At 69.5% G+C, this 17,113-nt stretch carries 15 protein-coding genes; 9 read left to right on the top strand and 6 right to left on the bottom strand.

What is annotated here, in order from left to right; translation table 11 throughout:
• Positions 1-2: 2 nt before the first annotated feature.
• Together M5C96_RS04410 and M5C96_RS04405 are read right to left on the bottom strand one after the other, a co-directional pair.
• A complete protein-coding gene (locus M5C96_RS04410) occupies positions 3-395 on the bottom strand; it encodes a hypothetical protein (protein WP_272567431.1) in 393 nt (130 codons plus the stop codon).
• A gap of 9 nt (positions 396-404) precedes the next feature.
• Complete coding sequence (locus M5C96_RS04405; protein ID WP_272567430.1) at positions 405-1,001, bottom strand: peptidoglycan recognition protein family protein; 597 nt, start codon at positions 999-1,001, stop codon at positions 405-407.
• A gap of 185 nt (positions 1,002-1,186) precedes the next feature.
• Between M5C96_RS04405 and M5C96_RS04400 the strand changes: the two genes are divergently transcribed.
• From M5C96_RS04400 to M5C96_RS04385, 4 genes are all read left to right on the top strand, one after another.
• Positions 1,187-2,206 carry an LLM class flavin-dependent oxidoreductase gene (locus tag M5C96_RS04400; protein ID WP_272567429.1) on the top strand — a complete coding sequence of 340 codons (1,020 nt, stop codon included), beginning with the start codon at positions 1,187-1,189 and terminating at the stop codon, positions 2,204-2,206.
• A 154-nt stretch (positions 2,207-2,360) separates the two neighbouring features.
• Entirely contained in the window at positions 2,361-3,596 is a 1,236-nt protein-coding gene (gene gspF / locus M5C96_RS04395) for a type II secretion system inner membrane protein GspF (RefSeq protein ID WP_272567428.1), read from the top strand.
• Positions 3,597-3,634: 38 nt separating this feature from the next.
• Entirely contained in the window at positions 3,635-4,540 is a 906-nt protein-coding gene (locus M5C96_RS04390) for a 5'-nucleotidase (protein WP_272551189.1), read from the top strand.
• A gap of 120 nt (positions 4,541-4,660) precedes the next feature.
• A complete protein-coding gene (locus tag M5C96_RS04385) occupies positions 4,661-5,128 on the top strand; it encodes an EF-hand domain-containing protein (protein ID WP_272567427.1) in 468 nt (155 codons plus the stop codon).
• Positions 5,129-5,237: 109 nt separating this feature from the next.
• Here M5C96_RS04385 and M5C96_RS04380 read toward each other — a convergent pair whose 3' ends face one another.
• The 3 genes from M5C96_RS04380 to M5C96_RS04370 form a co-directional block, all read right to left on the bottom strand.
• A complete protein-coding gene (locus tag M5C96_RS04380) occupies positions 5,238-5,669 on the bottom strand; it encodes a hypothetical protein (RefSeq protein WP_272567425.1) in 432 nt (143 codons plus the stop codon).
• A gap of 213 nt (positions 5,670-5,882) precedes the next feature.
• Positions 5,883-6,422 carry a cyanophycin metabolism-associated DUF1854 family protein gene (locus M5C96_RS04375; protein ID WP_272567424.1) on the bottom strand — a complete coding sequence of 180 codons (540 nt, stop codon included), beginning with the start codon at positions 6,420-6,422 and terminating at the stop codon, positions 5,883-5,885.
• 23 nt (positions 6,423-6,445) lie between these two features.
• Positions 6,446-8,764, bottom strand: coding sequence for a cyanophycin metabolism-associated ABC transporter (locus M5C96_RS04370; RefSeq protein WP_272567423.1), 2,319 nt, complete (start codon positions 8,762-8,764; stop codon positions 6,446-6,448).
• A 222-nt stretch (positions 8,765-8,986) separates the two neighbouring features.
• Here M5C96_RS04370 and M5C96_RS04365 point away from each other — a divergent pair, with 222 nt between their 5' ends.
• From M5C96_RS04365 to M5C96_RS04355, 3 genes are all read left to right on the top strand, one after another.
• Positions 8,987-11,191 carry a cyanophycin synthetase gene (locus M5C96_RS04365; protein WP_272567421.1) on the top strand — a complete coding sequence of 735 codons (2,205 nt, stop codon included), beginning with the start codon at positions 8,987-8,989 and terminating at the stop codon, positions 11,189-11,191.
• Positions 11,192-11,262: 71 nt separating this feature from the next.
• Positions 11,263-13,836, top strand: a complete 2,574-nt coding sequence (cphA, locus tag M5C96_RS04360) for a cyanophycin synthetase (RefSeq protein ID WP_272567419.1) — start codon at positions 11,263-11,265, stop codon at positions 13,834-13,836.
• The gene (locus M5C96_RS04355; protein ID WP_272567418.1) at positions 13,833-14,336 is read left to right on the top strand and encodes a CreA family protein; all 504 of its coding nucleotides are present in this window, start codon (positions 13,833-13,835) and stop codon (positions 14,334-14,336) included. The genes cphA and M5C96_RS04355 overlap by 4 nt, the downstream gene beginning before the upstream one ends.
• 101 nt (positions 14,337-14,437) lie before the next feature.
• Here M5C96_RS04355 and M5C96_RS04350 read toward each other — a convergent pair whose 3' ends face one another.
• Positions 14,438-15,118, bottom strand: a complete 681-nt coding sequence (locus M5C96_RS04350; RefSeq protein ID WP_272567416.1) for a DsbA family oxidoreductase — start codon at positions 15,116-15,118, stop codon at positions 14,438-14,440.
• Between the two features lie 177 nt (positions 15,119-15,295).
• On the opposite strand from M5C96_RS04350, the gene ada reads away from it, so the two are divergent.
• Both ada and M5C96_RS04340 read left to right on the top strand, forming a co-directional pair.
• The gene (ada, locus tag M5C96_RS04345) at positions 15,296-16,405 is read left to right on the top strand and encodes a bifunctional DNA-binding transcriptional regulator/O6-methylguanine-DNA methyltransferase Ada (RefSeq protein ID WP_272567414.1); all 1,110 of its coding nucleotides are present in this window, start codon (positions 15,296-15,298) and stop codon (positions 16,403-16,405) included.
• Positions 16,402-17,106, top strand: a complete 705-nt coding sequence (locus tag M5C96_RS04340; protein WP_272567413.1) for a 2OG-Fe(II) oxygenase — start codon at positions 16,402-16,404, stop codon at positions 17,104-17,106. The genes ada and M5C96_RS04340 overlap by 4 nt, the downstream gene beginning before the upstream one ends.
• The last annotated feature ends 7 nt before the right edge of the window (positions 17,107-17,113 follow it).

Genomic DNA, 17,113 nt, shown 5'->3' with positions numbered 1-17,113 from the left:
CTTCACGGAGCGGAGTACTTTTGGTGATCAACTGGTCCGTCGCCCCAATCAAAGTAGGTGATATCGCCATCTGCGGTGACGACCTCTGCCAATCCACCGGCGCGCAGCCGGTACTCTTTGCCTTCGATGGTGGTTTTGTAGTAGCAAGGCAGCCATGAGTAATCATCGAGGAACAACTGCCAGAAGTGCTTGGCCTGGTTGAACTTTTCATTGAACTGCTCGACGTTCATCTCAAAGCCGGCACACATCAAAGCGGTGTCGGGGTCCATATCCACCTTGACCACCTTCTCTATTCGCACAGCGTGCACATGCGGCGTATGGGTGATCCACAGATAGGCGATGCAAGCGGCCAGCGGCACCGGCAACACAAAGAGAAAGAATGCTTTTTTCTTCATCTCAAGAACTCAATACGCGACCTGAGAGGCTTCCGATTCCAGTTTTCTGGAAACCTCGGGATGGCGGTAAACCGCCGTGCGTTTGAGGTTGAGGTGCTGCATCAAGGCGTCGATGAGCCACACGCTGGCAGCGTTTTGTGCGGCAGTCGGCGATGCGTATTGATCATCTTTCGAGGCGCCCACGACTTCGATGCCCAGGGAATCCAGATTGCTCGGGTACCTGAGATGGGCCGGTTTTTTCATTTCCAGTTGGTGTATCGCAAAGTCCTTGTCCTTCTGCGGCAAAGACGAAGCCAGGATGCTTTTCAGTGCCTTGGTCTGGTCTGGGGTGCAGGTATGGGTCACCCTGCACTTGGACTTGATTGCACCGACATGGAAGCAAACCCGATCCATTCGCGCCGTCTGGTAAATCAATCCGCCAGGCGCGATGAGAAAGTGCGCGCCCACGCTGCGCCAGTAATAGGCCAGCAGCGTCGGAAAGGCGGTAGTGCTGTTGGTCTGGTGCAGGATGATGCCGTTGACGCTCGACAATTCGCCATGCTCAAGATTCGAATAACGGTTGTGCAATATCCGTGAGCCATGAATCATTCCATCGACAATTTTCATAGAAGTCGTTGCGGTCGGAGCCGCATTGTGTTGATCGTGTGATTTGCCATTGAGGTGATCACCCCTCCCTTGGGGGCCGAATACTACAAGGCGCCGACCCTGCGCGAGACGGCCTTGTCCATCGGCGGTATGAGTGGATGTCCATGGGCGAGCACAGGTTTGGCCGGCGCCCCACAATCGTTCGCATGACCTCTACGCAACGCCCCACGCAACGATTCCCCGCTCTTTCCATGCTCGATCTGGTGGCCGTTCGCGAAGGCGGCACGGTGGCCGAGGCCCTGCAGATCGCCGTGCGCACCGCGCAGCGTGCCGAATCGCTGGGCTTTTCGCGCTACTGGCTGGCCGAACACCACAACATGCCCGGCATCGCCAGCTCGGCCACGGCCGTGCTGGTCGGCCACATCGCCGGCGCCACGCAGCGCATCCGCGTCGGCTCGGGCGGCATCATGCTGCCTAACCACGCGCCGCTGGTGGTGGCCGAGGCCTTCGGCACGCTGGCCGAGCTGTACCCCGGCCGCATCGACCTGGGCCTGGGCCGCGCGCCCGGCACCGACGGCCCCACCATGCGCGCCCTGCGCCGCGACCGCGTGGAAACCGAGCAGGACTTTCCGCGCGACGTGGCCGAGCTGCAGCGCCTGCTGGGGCCCGTGCAGGCCAGCCAGCGCCTCGTGGCCACGCCCGGTGCCGGTACCGAGGTGCCCATCTGGCTGCTGGGCTCCAGCCTGTTCTCGGCCCAGCTCGCGGCCGAGCGCGGCCTGCCCTACGCCTTCGCCTCGCACTTCGCGCCGCGCATGCTGCACCAGGCGATCGATCTGTACCGGCGCCTGTTCCGCCCCTCGCCCACGCTGGCCGCGCCCTACGTGGTGGTGGGCGTGCCGGTGATCGCCGCCCCGACCGACGCCGAGGCCGAATACCTCGCCAGCAGCACCTACCAGCGGGTGCTGGGCATCCTGACGGGCAACCGCCTGCAGTTGCAGCCGCCCGTGGAAGACTTCGCGGCGCGGCTGTCGCCCCAGGAGCGCGCCGCCATCGGCGACTTCCTGGCCGCGGGCGTGATCGGCGGGCCGGACACGGTGCGTGCCGGCCTGCGCGAACTGGCCGAGGAAACCCGCGCCGACGAGTTCATGCTGGTGAGCGACGTGTACGACCCGGCGCTGCGCCTGCGCTCGCTGGACATCGTGGCCGCCGCCAACCGGGCGGAGTGAGCGGCCGGCCCGGTGCCGCGCGCGACGGACAGCGCCGGGGCGGCAGGCGCATGCCGGCCCTCTATCGCCGCGCGACACCGGCCTGCCATCGGCAGCGGCTACCATCACGCACCGCCCCGTTGCCCATCCCCCTCGCCGACCCCGACTGAACCGCATGCCCGCCTTTTCCTTTGAAGCCCTCGACGCGCAGGGCCAGACCCGCAAAGGCACCATCGAAGCCGACACCGCCAAGGCCGCCCGCAGCCTGCTGCGCGCCCAGGCGCTCGTGCCCATGGCCGTGGAGGCGCTCGCAGCGGGCCAGGGCCCCACCGGTGGGGGCGCGGCCACCTTCAGCCAGCGGCTCTTCACGCGGCCCGTGTTCGGCGCCACGGCGCTCTCCATCTGGACGCGCCAGCTCGCCGGGCTCGTCGCCTCGGGCCTGCCGCTGGAGCGGGCCCTCACCGCCCTGGCCGACGAGGCCGACGACGAGCGCCAGCGCCACCTCGTCGCCACCCTGCGCGCCGAGGTGAACGCCGGCTCCACCTTCGCCCGCGCCCTGGGCGCCCACCCGCGCGAGTTCTCGGCCATCTACTGCGCCGTGATCGGCGCCGGCGAGCACAGCGGCAACCTCGGCCTGGTGCTGGAGCGCCTGGCGGACGACCTGGAGGACCGGCAGGCGCTCAAGGCCAAGCTGATCGGCGCGGCGCTGTACCCCGCCATCGTCACCCTCGTGGCCATCGTCATCGTGCTGTTCCTGGTGGGCTATGTCGTGCCCCAGGTGGCGGCCGTGTTCGCCGGCACCAAGCGCGCCCTGCCCTTTCTCACCGTGGCCATGCTCGCCATCAGCGACGCGGTGCGCCACTACGGCTGGGCGGCGCTGATCGCTATTATTTTCATAGCATCCGGGGCAAGATATGCCCTGGCGCAGCCGCGTTTTCGCGAAAAATTCGATGCCGTGTGGCTGACCCTGCCGCTGGTGGGCAAGCTCGCGCGCGGCTACAACGCGGCGCGCTTCGCCGGCACGCTGGCCATGCTGGCGGGCGCCGGCGTGCCCATCCTGCGGGCGCTGCAGGCCGCCGCCGAGACGCTGAACAACCGCGCCATGCGCGCCGACGCGCTCGACGCGCTGGTGCTGGTGCGCGAGGGCGCGCCGCTGGCCTCGGCCATGGCGCAGAAAAAGCGCTTTCCCGGCCTGGTCGCCATGTTCGCGCGCCTGGGCGAGCAGACCGGCCAGTTGCCCGTGATGCTGCAGCGCGCGGCCACGCAGCTGTCCACCGAGGTGCAGCGCCGGGCGCTGCAGCTGGCCACCATCCTGGAGCCCCTGCTCATCGTCGCGATGGGGCTCATCGTCATGCTGATCGTGCTGGCGGTACTCATGCCCATCATCCAGCTCAACCAGTTCGTCAAATAAATGACCGGCCTGCGACCCCGCCACCGCCGGAGCCCTCCATGGCCATGACCCTGGACGACAAGCTCGTCGTCGCCATCTCCTCGCGCGCGCTGTTCGATTTCGAGGAGGAAAACCGCCTGTTCGATCCGCTGCAGCCGCAGACCTACATGCAGCTGCAGCTCGACCGGCTGGACACGCCCGCGCGCCCCGGCGTGGCGTTCTCGCTGGTCAAGAAGCTGCTGGCCTTCAACGAGCCCGGCCACCAGCGCGTGGAGGTGGTGGTGCTGTCGCGCAACGACCCGGTGAGCGGCATGCGCATCTTCCGTTCAGCCAGCGCCGCGCACGTGCCGCTGGAGCGCGGCGTGTTCACGCAGGGGCGCGACCCGTTCCGCTACCTGCGGCCGCTGGGCGCGCACCTGTTCCTGTCCGCCAACGAGGCCGACGTGCGCCAGGCCCTGCAGCTGGGCTACCCGGCCGCGCGCGTGCTGACCGAATCGGTGCAGGCCAGCCACGCCAATCCGCACGAGGTGCGCATCGCCTTCGACGGCGACGCCGTGCTGTTCTCCGACGAGGCCGAGCGCGTGTACCAGGCGCAGGGGCTGGCCGCCTTCCAGCGCCACGAGACCGACAAGGCCGCGCAGCCGCTGCCCGACGGCCCCTTCAAGCCGCTGCTGGCCGCGCTGCACCGCCTGCAGCAGGCGGCGGGCAGTTCGTCGGGCATGCGCCTGCGCACGGCCCTGGTCACCGCCCGCAGCGCACCGGCGCACGAGCGCGCTATCCAGACGCTCATGAACTGGAACATCGCCGTGGACGAGGCCATGTTCCTCGGTGGGCTGGACAAGGGCGGGTTCCTGCGCGAGTTCGAGCCCGATTTCTTCTTCGACGACCAGACCGGCCACGTCACCTCGGCGGCGCGGCACGTGCCCTCGGGCCACGTGAACAGCGGCATCTCCAACCCCGGTTGAAGGCCGTCGGCGCAGCGGCCCCGCCATCGAAAGGCAAAGAAGCGCAAACCTTTGCAACCGCCGGTGAAACCCTGCCGCCCCCGATTGCAAAAACCCGCCGGCCCCACCATCTGTGACACCATGCCCCGAATGAACACCCCTGCCGCTCCCCTGCCGTCCCGTGTCCATGCCGCCCGCGCCGCCGCGGCGCCGGTCCAGCCCGGTGCAGCCGCCCTGCGTGCCATCGCGCTGTTTTCCCTGCTCGCCATCGGCCTGGCCTTCAGCGCCGTGGCCGCCACGCCCCCGGCCGCCGCGCCCCAGGCCAAGGCGAGCGAGCCCCTGAGCAAGGGCGAAATCAAGGCGCAAAAAGAATTCAAGATGCTGGACTTCAACGGCGACGGCAAGCTGAGCCGCTCGGAAGTGGCGCTGTTCCCGCGCCTGGCCAACGCCTTCGACGACGCCGATACCAACCACGACGGTTTCGTGTCGTACGAGGAAGTGCGGGCGTTCGCGGCCAAGTACCGGGCCGAACGCGACCGCGCCCGGGCCGAAGAAGCGAAAACACCGGCCAGCGCGGCAGGCGGCGCAGCCAGCGCGGCCAAGCCCTAGGCGCCGTTCGCTACCGCACCGGCCTCCGGACTCGGGGCTTTGTAGTCAAAACGGCCTCCAGCGCAATCAGCACTAGGGCATCTTGCTATTAATTAAATAGCAAACTGTCTTACAGCCCGCCTGTTCGCTTGACCTTGGGGTCGGCATAGGTGAGGGGTTCGTCCTTGGCCTCCTGGGCCAGGCGCTCCTGCAGCGGGGTCTTGTTGAGTTCCTGCGCCATCTCGATGGCGCTGCCGCTGGCGCGCCACATCGACTGGATGAACTCGAGCAACTGCTTGTAGATGGGCTCCGGCGGCGGCTCCTGTTTCTCTTCGACCGTGTCCTTCTTCTTGACCTCGGTCCAGTCGCGGTTGCGTGTGTCCGGGTCGGACGGCTTGTCCGGCTCCCGCACGATGGCGCCCTCGCCCAGCCGGTCCATCGACTCGACGGGGTTGGCCGCATGGATGGGCCGAACAGGAACCGCGCCGGAGGCCCCCGTGGAATACAAATCGGCGCCCTGGGGACGCCAGCTTGGCGATCGGTCAACAGGTGGCATTTGCATGGCGGGGTCCGTTCGTGAAAGTGGAGCGGCAAGGGGAATTCATCCCTCGTCGTATTTCATAACGGCAAAAAGAAAGGGAAATTAAGGCCTTTTTAACGGATCAAGGCAAAAACCAGGGTTTACCCCTATCTCCCGGGCACACCTGCGCCCCGCCACGCCGCAAGGCAGGGCGGCATCCACCGGCGCTGGCCCACGACCGGCGCGGCCGGGGTGCTATAGAAAACGCTCCAGCAGCCGGCGCGAGGGTTTGTCCAGCGCGGTCACATCGGGCACGCGGAACTGCACGCCGTCGGCCGAGGCGATCAGCAAGGTGGTGCGCCCGCCCAGCCGGCGGATGTCCTCCTCGGCCTTGAGCACCAACTGCGCAGGGCCGCGGTCCGTCTCCACCACCCAGGTGCTGGGGGTGGAAAACCCCGAGACGCTGACCAGCCTCTCCAGGATCGGCACGAATTCGCGAGCATGAAGGTCTTCTTCGACCAGCGCCCGGGCGGCAGCGGGCAGGTGGTCCAGGTGCTCGATCCACTGCAGTTCATGGCCGTCCGCCCCGACCAGGGAGATGCCCTCGGCCGGCGCGGCGATGGGAAAGGCCCGCACCGGCACCACTTCGGCGTGCTCGGCGCCGCCGGGCTGGGTGAGCACCAGGCGGCCGTGGGCGTTGCGCTGCAGGCGGATGCCGGCCACGGCCGAAGCGGTGGCAGGGAAGGCGGCCGCGGTGGACGCGGCCGCGGACAAAGGAGAAGGCGAAGCAGTCATGGGCGTGCGCTCTCTTTCAAGGATCAGGAGTTGCCCGCGGGATGGGCGGGGTGCAGCAACGCGCTGTCGATGACGAGGCCCGACGCCTCGGCGTCCTCCTCGGCCCGGCGGGCCTGGGCTTCGTAGAGGCGCCAGTAGGCGCCCTGCTTTTCCATCAGGGCGTCGTGCGGGCCGACCTCGACCACCTCGCCCCGGTCCATCACCACCAGGCGGTCGGCCTTGCGCAGCGTGGACAGGCGGTGGGCGATGGCGATGGTGGTTCGGCCCTGCACCAGGTTGTCGAGCGCCTTCTGGATTTCCTTTTCGGTCTCGGTGTCCACGGCGGAGGTGGCCTCGTCCAGGATCAGGATGCGCGGGTCGATCAGCAGCGCGCGGGCGATGCTGATGCGCTGGCGCTCCCCACCCGACAGGCCCTGGCCGCGCTCGCCCACCAGCGAGTCGTAGCCCTGGGGCAGGCGCAGGATGAATTCGTGCGCGTGGGCGGCGCGCGCGGCCGCCACGATCTCGGCGCGCGTGGCCTCGGGCTTGCCGTAGGCGATGTTCTCGGCGATGGTGCCGAAGAACAGGAACGGCTCCTGCAGCACCAGCCCGATGTGCCGGCGGTAGTCGGCCACGCGCAGCCGGCGCACATCCACGCCGTCGACCTGGATCGAGCCCTCGGTCACGTCGTAGAAGCGGCTGATCAGGTTGACCAGCGTGCTCTTGCCCGAACCGCTGTGGCCCACCAGGCCGATCATCTCGCCCGGCCGGATATCGAGGTTCAGTCCCTTGATGACCGAGCGGCTGCCGTAGCGAAAGCCCACGTTGCGCATGGCGATGGCGCCCTCGACGCGCTCCATGGTCACCGGCTGCACCGGATCGGGCACGTTGCTCACGTGGTCCAGGATGTCGAAGATGCGCTTGGCGCCGGCCGCGGCCTTCTGCGTGACCGAGACGATGCGGCTCATGGAGTCGAGCCGGGTGTAGAAGCGCCCGATGTAGGCGATGAACGCCGCAAGCACGCCGACGGTGATCTGGTTGTGCGCCACCAGCCAGATGCCGAAGCCCCAGACGATGAGCAGGCCGATCTCGGTCATCAGCGAGACCGTGGGCGTGAACAGCGACCAGGTCTTGTTGAGCCGGTCGTTCACCTCCAGGTTGTGCTGGTTGGCATCGCGAAAGCGCTGCGCCTCGCGCTTTTCCTGCGCGAAGGCCTTCACCACGCGGATGCCGGGAATGGTGTCGGCCAGCACGTTGGTGACCTCGGACCACACGCGGTCGATCTTCTCGAAACCGGTGCGCAGACGGTCGCGCACGTTGTGGATCAGCCAGGCGATGAACGGCAGCGGCACCAGCGTGACCAGCGCCAGCCAGGGGTTGATGGAAAACAGGATGGCCGCCGTCATCAGGATCATGAGCACATCGGTCATGAAGTCGAGGGCGTGCAGCGACAGGAAGACGTTGATGCGGTCCGTCTCCGAACCGATGCGCGCCATCAGGTCGCCGGTGCGCTTGCCGCCGAAATAGTCGAGCGACAGGCGCAGCAGGTGCTCGTAGGTGGTGGTGCGCAGGTCCGCGCCGATGCGCTCGGACACCAGCGCCAGGATGTAGGTGCGCGCCCAGCCCAGCCCCCAGGCCAGCAGCGCCGAAAGCAGCAGGCCGCCCAGGTACAGCCCCACGAGGTGCACCGGAATCTGCTGGCCGTTCTGGTAGGGGATGAGGATGTCATCCATCAGGGGAATCGTGAGGTACGGCGGCACCAGGGTGGCCGCAGTGGAGGCCAGCGTGAGCCCGAAGCCCGTCGCCAGCTGCTTGCGGTACGGCCGGGCGAAGCGCCACAGGCGCAGCAGCACCCAGGTGGAGGTCTGCGGGGCCGGCGCGCGGGCACAGGCGGGGCACTCCTCGGTGTCGGGCGGCAGCGCGGTGTGGCAGACCTCGCAGCGGGCCTCGTCCGCGGGCTCGGACTCGAGCGTGGCATCGTGCGGCATGCCCAGCGCGGCCAGGCGCTGGTCGAACTTCTGCAGCATGCGCAGGGCCTGCGGATGCGCGCCGAGGGTGAAGCGCCACAGCGCCAGGCGGCGCTCGGTGTCGTGCAGTTCCAGGGCCCCCACGCCGCCATGATCGGACAGGCGCAAGGCCATGCCGGCGGCCAGCGGCCACTCCTGCACGGCACCGCCATCGGTGCGCGACAGCAGGCGCTGGGAGGTCAGCACCAGCAGGCCGGGCGCGAAGCGCAGGGCCGGGCTCAGGTCAACCTGCAGCGCGGCCAGCACGTTTTCGTGGGGGGCGAGCCTGGCTCGCCATTCGGCCCCGTCGGGGCCATTCAAGACACTCGAGGCGTCCACAGGATGTTGATGTTGCATTTTGGTTGGTTTTTCCGCCCTGGACGGCCCGAGAAGCCAGCCCGTGCTCTGGTACCCATTCTCCCCGATGCTCCACAGGCTGCTTTCGCATCTGCATGTAACGCCTTCCCCACTGGCCACGCTGACATCCTCTAGGCCACACCCGAGTGGGCGCACAATTGACCGACACTCCTTCCGCAAATCGGTCCGCTTCGGGCCGCAGTTTCCTTTACGCTGCACTCCATGGCGACATTCAATGACATCCAACTGCTGCGCATCAACTACCTGCGCGGTCCCAACATCTGGACTTACCGTCCAGTGCTCGAAGTCTGGCTGGATCTCGGCGCGCTCGAAGACCACCCGTCCAACGCCCTGCCGGGATTCAACGAGCGCCTGACCACCTGGCTGCCGGCGCTCATCGAGCACCACTGCGGCGTGGGCGAGCGCGGCGGCTTCCTGCAGCGGCTGGAGGGCGGCACCTGGTGCGGCCACGTGCTGGAGCACATCGTGATCGAGCTGCTCAACCTGTCGGGCATGCCCACGGGCTTCGGGCAGACGCGCAGCACCTCGCAGCGCGGCGTGTACCGCATGGTGTTCCGGGCGCGCGACGAGCGCGTGGCGCGCGTGGCGCTCGAGCAGGGCCACCAGCTCATCATGGCGGCCATCAACGACACCCCATTCGATGTGCAGGCCGCCGTGGCGCGGGTGCGCACCGAGGTGGACGACCAGTACCTCGGCCCCAGCACCGCGTGCATCGTCACCGCCGCGACCGACCGCGGCATTCCGCACATCCGGCTGAACGACGGCAACCTCGTGCAGCTGGGCTACGGCGCATCGCAGCGCCGCATCTGGACGGCCGAGAGCGAGTTCACCAGCGCCATCGCCGAAGGCATCGCGAGCGACAAGGACCTGACCAAGAGCCTGCTCAAATCGTGCGGCGTGCCCGTGCCCGAGGGCCAGGTCGTCAACAGCCCCGAAGAGGCCTGGGATGCCGCGCAGGACATCGGCCTGCCGGTGGTCGTCAAGCCCTCGGACGGCAACCATGGCCGTGGCGTGACGCTGGACCTGCGCAAGCAGGCCGACATCGAGGCGGCCTACCACGTGGCCTATCCCGAGGGCAGCGACGTGATGGTCGAGCGCTTCATTCCCGGTGACGAGCACCGGGTGCTCGTGGTGGGCGGCAAGGTCGTGGCCGCCGCGCGCGGCGAGGTGGTGAGCATCACCGGCAACGGCCGCTCCACCGTGCAGGAGCTGATCGACACGCAGCTCAACTCCGACCCGCGCCGCGGCTACGAAGAGGAATACCCACTCGAGCTGATCCAGGTGGACACCAACGTGGCCGTGCAACTCGAACTCAAGCGCCAGGACCTCAGCGCCACCGCCGTGCCCGAGGCCGGCCGCGAGGTCGTGGTGCAGCGCAACGGCAACGTGGCCGTGGACTGCACCGACGAAGTGCACCCCGAGGTGGCCTACATCGCCGCACTGGCGGCCAAGGTCGTGGGCCTGGACATCGCCGGCATCGACCTCGTGGCGCGCGACATCGGCCGCCCGCTGCAGGAGCAGAGCGGCGCGATCGTCGAAGTGAACGCCGGTCCCGGCCTGCTCATGCACCTGAAGCCCGCCATCGGCGCGCCGCGCCCCGTGGGCCAGGCGATTGCCGAGCACCTGTTCCCGGCCGAAGAAAACGCCGACGGCACGATCGGCCGCATTCCGCTGGTCGGCGTGGCCGGCACGCGCGGCACCAGCACCATCGCCCGCGTGGTGGGCTGGCTCATGCACCTGGGCGGGCGCCACACGGGCCTGGCCTGCCGCGAGGGCCTGTTCCTGGACCGCCGCTGCGTGGACACCGCCGACAGCGCCCACTGGGAAGCCGCGCACCGCCTGCTGATGAACCAGATGGTGCAGGCCGCCGTGATCGAGAACGACGCCCGCACCATCCTGCGCGACGGCCTGGCCTACGACCGCTGCCAGGTGGGCGTGGTGACCGACATGGACGGCAAGGACGGGCTGGCCGAGTTCGACGTGTTCGAGCAGGACCAGATGTTCAAGGTGCTGCGCACGCAGATCGACGTGGTGCTGCCCGGCGGCGCCGCCGTGCTGAACGCCGCCGAGCCCCAGGTGCTGGAGCTGGCCCCGCTGTCGGACGGCGCCGTGGTGCTGTACGCCCAGGACGGCACGCTGCCCGCGATCGCGGAGCACCGCGCGCAGGACAACGGCCGCGCCGTCTTCGTGAAGGCGGGCCGGGTGGTGCTGGCCACCGGCTCGGCCGAGCATGTGCTGGGCGCGCTGGCCGACCTGACGTTCGGCCGCAACGCCGTGCAGACCGAGCCCGACACCCTGCTGGCCATCGTGGCGACGGCCTGGGCGCTGGAAATCGCGCCGGACCTGATCGGCGCGGGCATCAAGACGTTCGAGCCCGAGTTGCCCTGCGCCGCGCCGGCCCGCTAGACCCCTTTCAACGACCGCATGGACTCGAGCCGGCGCCCACGCCGGCAACCCCAAGAAAGAGACGCTTTTCCATGGACGTATCCCGCACCCGGGCCCTGCGCGGCCCCAACCTCTGGAGCCGCCACACCGCCATCGAGGCCGTGGTGACCTGCGCAGAATCCGAACTCGCCATGCGCCAGATCGATGGCTTCGAATCCCGGCTGCGCGCGCTGTTTCCCGCCGTGGGCGTGCTGCACCCCGAGGGCAGCGATGCCGATGTCTCCCTGGGCCATGTCCTGGGCGGCGCGGCCTTGGCGCTGCAGGCGCAGGCCGGCTGCCCCGTGAGCTTCAGCCGCATCTCGGCCACCGTGGACCGCGGCGTGTACCAGGTCGTCGTCGAGTACAGCGAAGAGGCCGTGGGCCGGCAGGCCTTCGAGGATGCCCAGGCGCTGATCCAGGCCGCGCTGCAAGGCGGCCACTTCGACGCCGAGGCCGCCGTGGCCCGCCTGCGCGAGCTGGACGAGGACGAACGGCTGGGCCCCAGCACCGGCTCCATCGTCGAGGCCGCCGCGGCACGCGGCATTCCGTGGCGCCGGCTCACGTCGGGCAGCCTGGTGCAGTTCGGCTGGGGCTCCAAGCAGCGCCGCATCCAGGCCGCCGAGGTCGATTCGACCAGCGCCGTGGCCGAATCCATCGCGCAGGACAAGGACCTCACCAAGCGCCTGCTGCACGCCGCCGGCGTGCCCGTGCCGCTGGGCCGCCCGGTCGAGTCGGTGGACGATGCCTGGAAGGCCGCGCAGCAAGTCGGCCTGCCCGTGGTGGTCAAGCCGCAGGACGGCAACCAGGGCAAGGGCGTGACGGTGAACATCACCGAGCGCTCGCAGCTCGACGAGGCCTTCCGCACCGCCGCCGAATACGGCACGGTGATGGTCGAGCGCTTCCTGCCGGGCCATGATTTCCGCCTCCTGGTGGTGGGCGACCAGCTGGTGGCCGCCGCGCGCCGCGAGCCGCCGCAGGTGCTGGGCGACGGCGAGCGCACCGTGCGCGAGCTGGTGCACCTGGTCAACCTCGATCCGCGCCGCGGCGAGGGCCACGCCACCTCGCTCACCAAGATCCGCCTGGACGACATCGCCGTGGCGCGGCTGGCCATGCAGGGCCTCACGCCCGACGCCGTGCCGGCCAAGGGCCAGCGCGTGATCCTGCGCAACAACGCCAACCTGTCCACCGGCGGCACCGCCACCGACGTGACGGACGACGTGCACCCCGAGGTGGCGGCCCGTGCCATCGCCGCGGCCCAGATGGTGGGCCTGCACATCTGCGGCGTGGACATGGTGGCCGAAAACGTGCTGCAGCCGCTGGAAGTGCAAGGCGGCGGCTTCGTCGAGGTGAACGCCGCGCCCGGCCTGCGCATGCACCTGGCGCCCAGCTACGGCAAGCCCCGCAACGTGGGCCAGGCCATGGTGGACAAGCTCTTCGCCAACGGGCAGGACGGGCGCATTCCCGTGGTGGCCGTGACCGGCACCAATGGCAAGACCACCACCGCTCGCCTGATCGCGCATCTGTTCTCGGCCCAGGGCCTGCGCGTGGGCATGACCAACACCGACGGCGTGTACGTGAACGGCCGCCAGATCGACAGCGGCGACTGCTCCGGCCCCAAGAGCGCGCGCAACGTGCTTTTGCACCCCGAGGTGGATGCGGCCGTGTTCGAGACCGCGCGCGGCGGCATCCTGCGCGAGGGCCTGGGCTTCGACCGCTGCCAGGTGGCCGTGGTGACCAACATCGGCGCGGGCGACCACCTGGGCCTGAACTACATCACCACGGTGGACGATCTGGCCGTGCTCAAGCGCGTGATCGTGCAAAACGTGGCGCCGGACGGCTATGCCGTGCTCAACGCGGCCGACCCCATCGTCGCGGCCATGGCCTCGTCCACGCCGGGCAAGGTGATCTACTTCGCCAGCGACCGCCACCACCCGGTGATGGCCACGCACCGCGCGCAGGGCCACCGGTCGGTGTACATGGACGGCGAGTCCATCGTCGCGGCCGAAGGCTCGTGGCGCGAGACCATCCACCTGCGCGACGTGCCCATCACGCGCAACGGCAAGATCGGCTTCCAGGTCGAGAACGTCATGGCATCGGTGGCCGCCGCCTGGGGCGCGGGCCTGCCATGGCAGACCATCCGCCGCGGACTCTCGGGCTTCGTGAACGACAGCGACAACGCCCCTGGCCGCTTCAACGTGATGGATTTCAAGGGCGCCACGGTGATCGCCGACTACGGCCACAACCCGGACGCCATGCGCGCCCTGGTGGCCGCCGTCGATGCGCTGCCGGGCAACCGCCGCAGCGTGGTCATCAGCGGTGCGGGCGACCGGCGCGACGAGGACATCCGCGACCAGACGGTGATCCTGGGCGCGGCGTTCGACGACGTGATCCTCTACCAGGACGCGGCCCAGCGCGGCCGTGCCGACGGCGAGGTGATGGCGCTGCTGCGCGAGGGCCTGGCGGGCGCCTCGCGCACCAAGCACATCGAGGAGATCCGCGGCGAGTTCATCGCCATCGATTCGGCGCTGGACCGGCTGCAGCCGGGCGACCTGTGCCTCGTGCTGGTGGACCAGGTGGAAGAAGCCCTGGCGCACCTGGCCAAGCGCTGCGCGGAGGTGGCCGCATGACCGCCGCCCGCCGCCTCTCCAATGCCCTGCCCCGTGCCGCGCTGGCGCTGGGGCTGGCCGCCGCCGCGCTGTGCGCCCAGGCCGAGACCATCGGCACCGTGGACACCGCGTTCAAGCTCCTGGGCCGCGACCACGACATCATCGTGGAGGCCTACGACGACCCGGCCGTGCAGGGCGTGACCTGCTACGTGTCGCGCGCCCGCACCGGCGGCATCAAGGGCTCGCTCGGGCTGGCCGAGGACAAGGCCGAGGCCTCCATCGCCTGCCGGCAGACCGGGCCCATCGCGTTCCCCAAGCCGCCACTCAAGCAGCAGGACGAGGTGTTCAGCGAACGCATCTCCATTTTGTTCAAGCGCCTGCGCATCGTGCGGATGGTGGACCCGGCCCGCAACACGCTGGTGTACCTGACGTACTCCGACCGGCTCATCGAAGGCTCGCCGCAGAACGCGGTGACCGCCGTGCCGGTGGACCGCGCCACGCCGATTCCGCTCAAGAAGTGACCAACGGGGCACGGGCAAGCGATTCGTGGCCGAATCGCGTCCATGCCCTAGTACTCATTGCCCCTATTGCTATTATTTATATAGCAAACAGCTGATCCGGATCACTGGCCGCCGGCGATCTGGCGCAGCGCCTGCTTGAACACCTCGGGCGGCTGGCCGCCCTGGATGAGGTGGCGGTCGTTGATGATGACCGCCGGCACCGAATGGATGCCGTGCTGCTGGTAGAACGCCTCGCGTTCGCGCACCGCGTCGGCATATTCGCCCGAGGCCAGCACGGCCTGCGCCCGGTCCGCATCCAGGCCGGCGCCGGCCGCCGCGCGAACCAGCACGCCATGGTCGCCCGGGCTCTGCCCGTCGGTGAAGTAGGCCTTGAACAGCGCGTGCTTCAGGGCCGTCTGCGCGGCCTCGCCGCCCGCCTCGCTTGCCCAGTGCAGCAGGCGGTGCGCGTCGAACGTGTTGTAGATGCGGCTGCGCTGCCCCATGTCGAACGTGAAGCCCAGCGCGGCGCCGCGTTCGGCGATGGCTTCGCGGTTGCGCTGCGACTGCTCGGGCGTGGCTCCGTACTTTTCGGCCAGGTGCTCGGCGATGTCCTGGCCTTCCGGCGCCATCTGGGGATTGAGCTCGAACGGCTGGAAGTGCAGCTGCGCCGCCACCGTGCCGTCCAGCCGGTCCAGGGCCTGCTCCAGCGCGTGCAGGCCGATGGCGCACCAGGGGCAGGACACGTCAGAGACGAAATCGATCTTGAGGGGGACGGGGGTGGCAGGGGCCGGGGGGGTGGTCATGGCAACTCCATTGCAAAGGGTCGAACGCGTGATGCTAGGCCGCCTCCCATGACCGTGCACGCCTGTGGGCACTGCCCGGCAGCCTGCGAATGCGATCGCAAGAACCGGGGTGCGGGCCCGCAGCGCCGTGCGTAGATTCCAGGGCAGGCCCTTACCATTGAACGAGGAATCGACGCCATGGCTTCCCGCCCCCACTCCTGCCCCACCTCCCGCACCATTTCCCCGGCGGCGCAGCGCGCCGCCGCCACGCTGGCCGATCCCCGGTGGGCCGCCGTCGCGGCACGGGACGCCCAGGCCGATGGCCGCTTCGTCTATTCGGTCCGCACCACCGGCGTGTATTGCCGGCCCTCGTGCGCCGCACGGCCTGCCCGGCCGGAGAACGTGGACTTCCATGCCACGGCCGAGGCGGCGGCGCGCGCCGGCTTCCGGCCTTGCCGGCGCTGCCACCCGGACCGGCCCGCCGGCTTCGATCCGCATGCCGAGACAGTGGCGCGGCTGTGCCGCCTGATCGAAGCCAGCGAGCCTCCGCCCTCGCTGGACGCGCTGGCGCAAGCCGCCGGGCTCAGCCCGCACCACCTGCACCGCGTGTTCAAGGCGGCCACCGGCCTCACGCCGCGCGCCTATGCCGCGGCGCACCGCGCGGGAAAGGTGCGCGACGGCTTGCCCCACGCCGGCACGGTGACCGAGGCCCTCTATGCCGCAGGCTACGGCTCGCAGGGGCGCTTCTACGAAGAGGCCGGCCGCGTGCTCGGCATGGCGCCCAGCCGCTACCGCACCGGGGGCGCGCAGGTGCGCATCCGCTTCGCGGTGGGCCAGTGCAGCCTGGGCGCGGTGCTGGCGGCGGCCAGCGAGCGGGGCCTGTGCGCCCTGCTGCTGGGCGACGACCCCGGCGCGCTGGTGCGCGATCTGCAGGACCGCTTTCCGCGCGCGGAACTGCTCGGGGCCGATGCCGCGTTCGAGCAGTGGATGGCCCAGGTGATCGGCTTCGTCGATGCGCCCCGGCGCGGGCTGGCCCTGCCGCTGGACGTGCAGGGCACGGTGTTCCAGCAGCGGGTGTGGACCGCGCTGCAGACCATCGCCCCCGGCGAGACCGCCAGCTACGCGCAGATCGCCGAGCGCATCGGCGCGCCGCGCGCGGTGCGGGCCGTGGCCCAGGCCTGCGGGGCCAATGCCCTGGCCGTGGCCATTCCGTGCCATCGCGTGGTGCGCACCGATGGCGCGCTCTCCGGCTACCGCTGGGGCGTGGAGCGCAAGCGGGCGCTGCTGGACAAGGAGGCCCAGGCGTGAGCGCGCGAGACCTGTGCGCCATCGACTGGGACGCCGCGGCCCAGGCGCTGGACGGCCAGGGCTGCGCCGTGATCGACGCCCTGCTGCCCGCGGCCGACTGCCGCGCCCTCGCCGGCCTCTACGCGCAGCCTGCGCGCTTTCGCAGCCGCGTGGTGATGGAGCGCCACGGCTTCGGGCGCGGCGAATACCAGTACTTTCAGTACCCGCTGCCCGAGGCCATCGCGGCGCTGCGCACCGGGCTCTATCCGCACCTCGTGCCGGTGGCCAACCGGTGGCAGGCGGCCCTGGGCCTGGAAGACCGCTTTCCGGCGGACCACACGGCGTTCATCGCGCGGTGCCAGGCGGCCGGCCAGACGCGCCCCACCCCGCTGCTGCTGCAGTACGGCCCGGGCGACTACAACTGCCTGCACCAGGACCTGTACGGCGCGCACGTGTTTCCGCTGCAGGTGGCCGTGCTGCTCTCCGCGCCGGGGACCGATTTCACGGGTGGGGAGTTCGTGCTGACCGAGCAGCGCCCGCGCATGCAGTCGCGGCCCGAGGTGGTGCCGCTGCGCCAGGGCGATGCGGTGGTGTTCGCGGTGCACCACCGGCCGGTGCAGGGCACGCGCGGGCCCTACCGCGTGCAGATGCGGCACGGCGTGTCGCGGGTGCGGTCGGGGCAGCAGCATACCATGGGCCTCATTTTTCATGACGCGGCCTGACGGCAAG

Source organism: Acidovorax sp. GBBC 1281 (assembly GCF_028473645.1).
Classification (GTDB): Bacteria; Pseudomonadota; Gammaproteobacteria; order Burkholderiales; family Burkholderiaceae_C; genus Paracidovorax.
The sequence above is the reverse complement of the archived record's forward strand: the minus strand, read 5'-3'. Positions and strand labels throughout refer to the sequence as shown.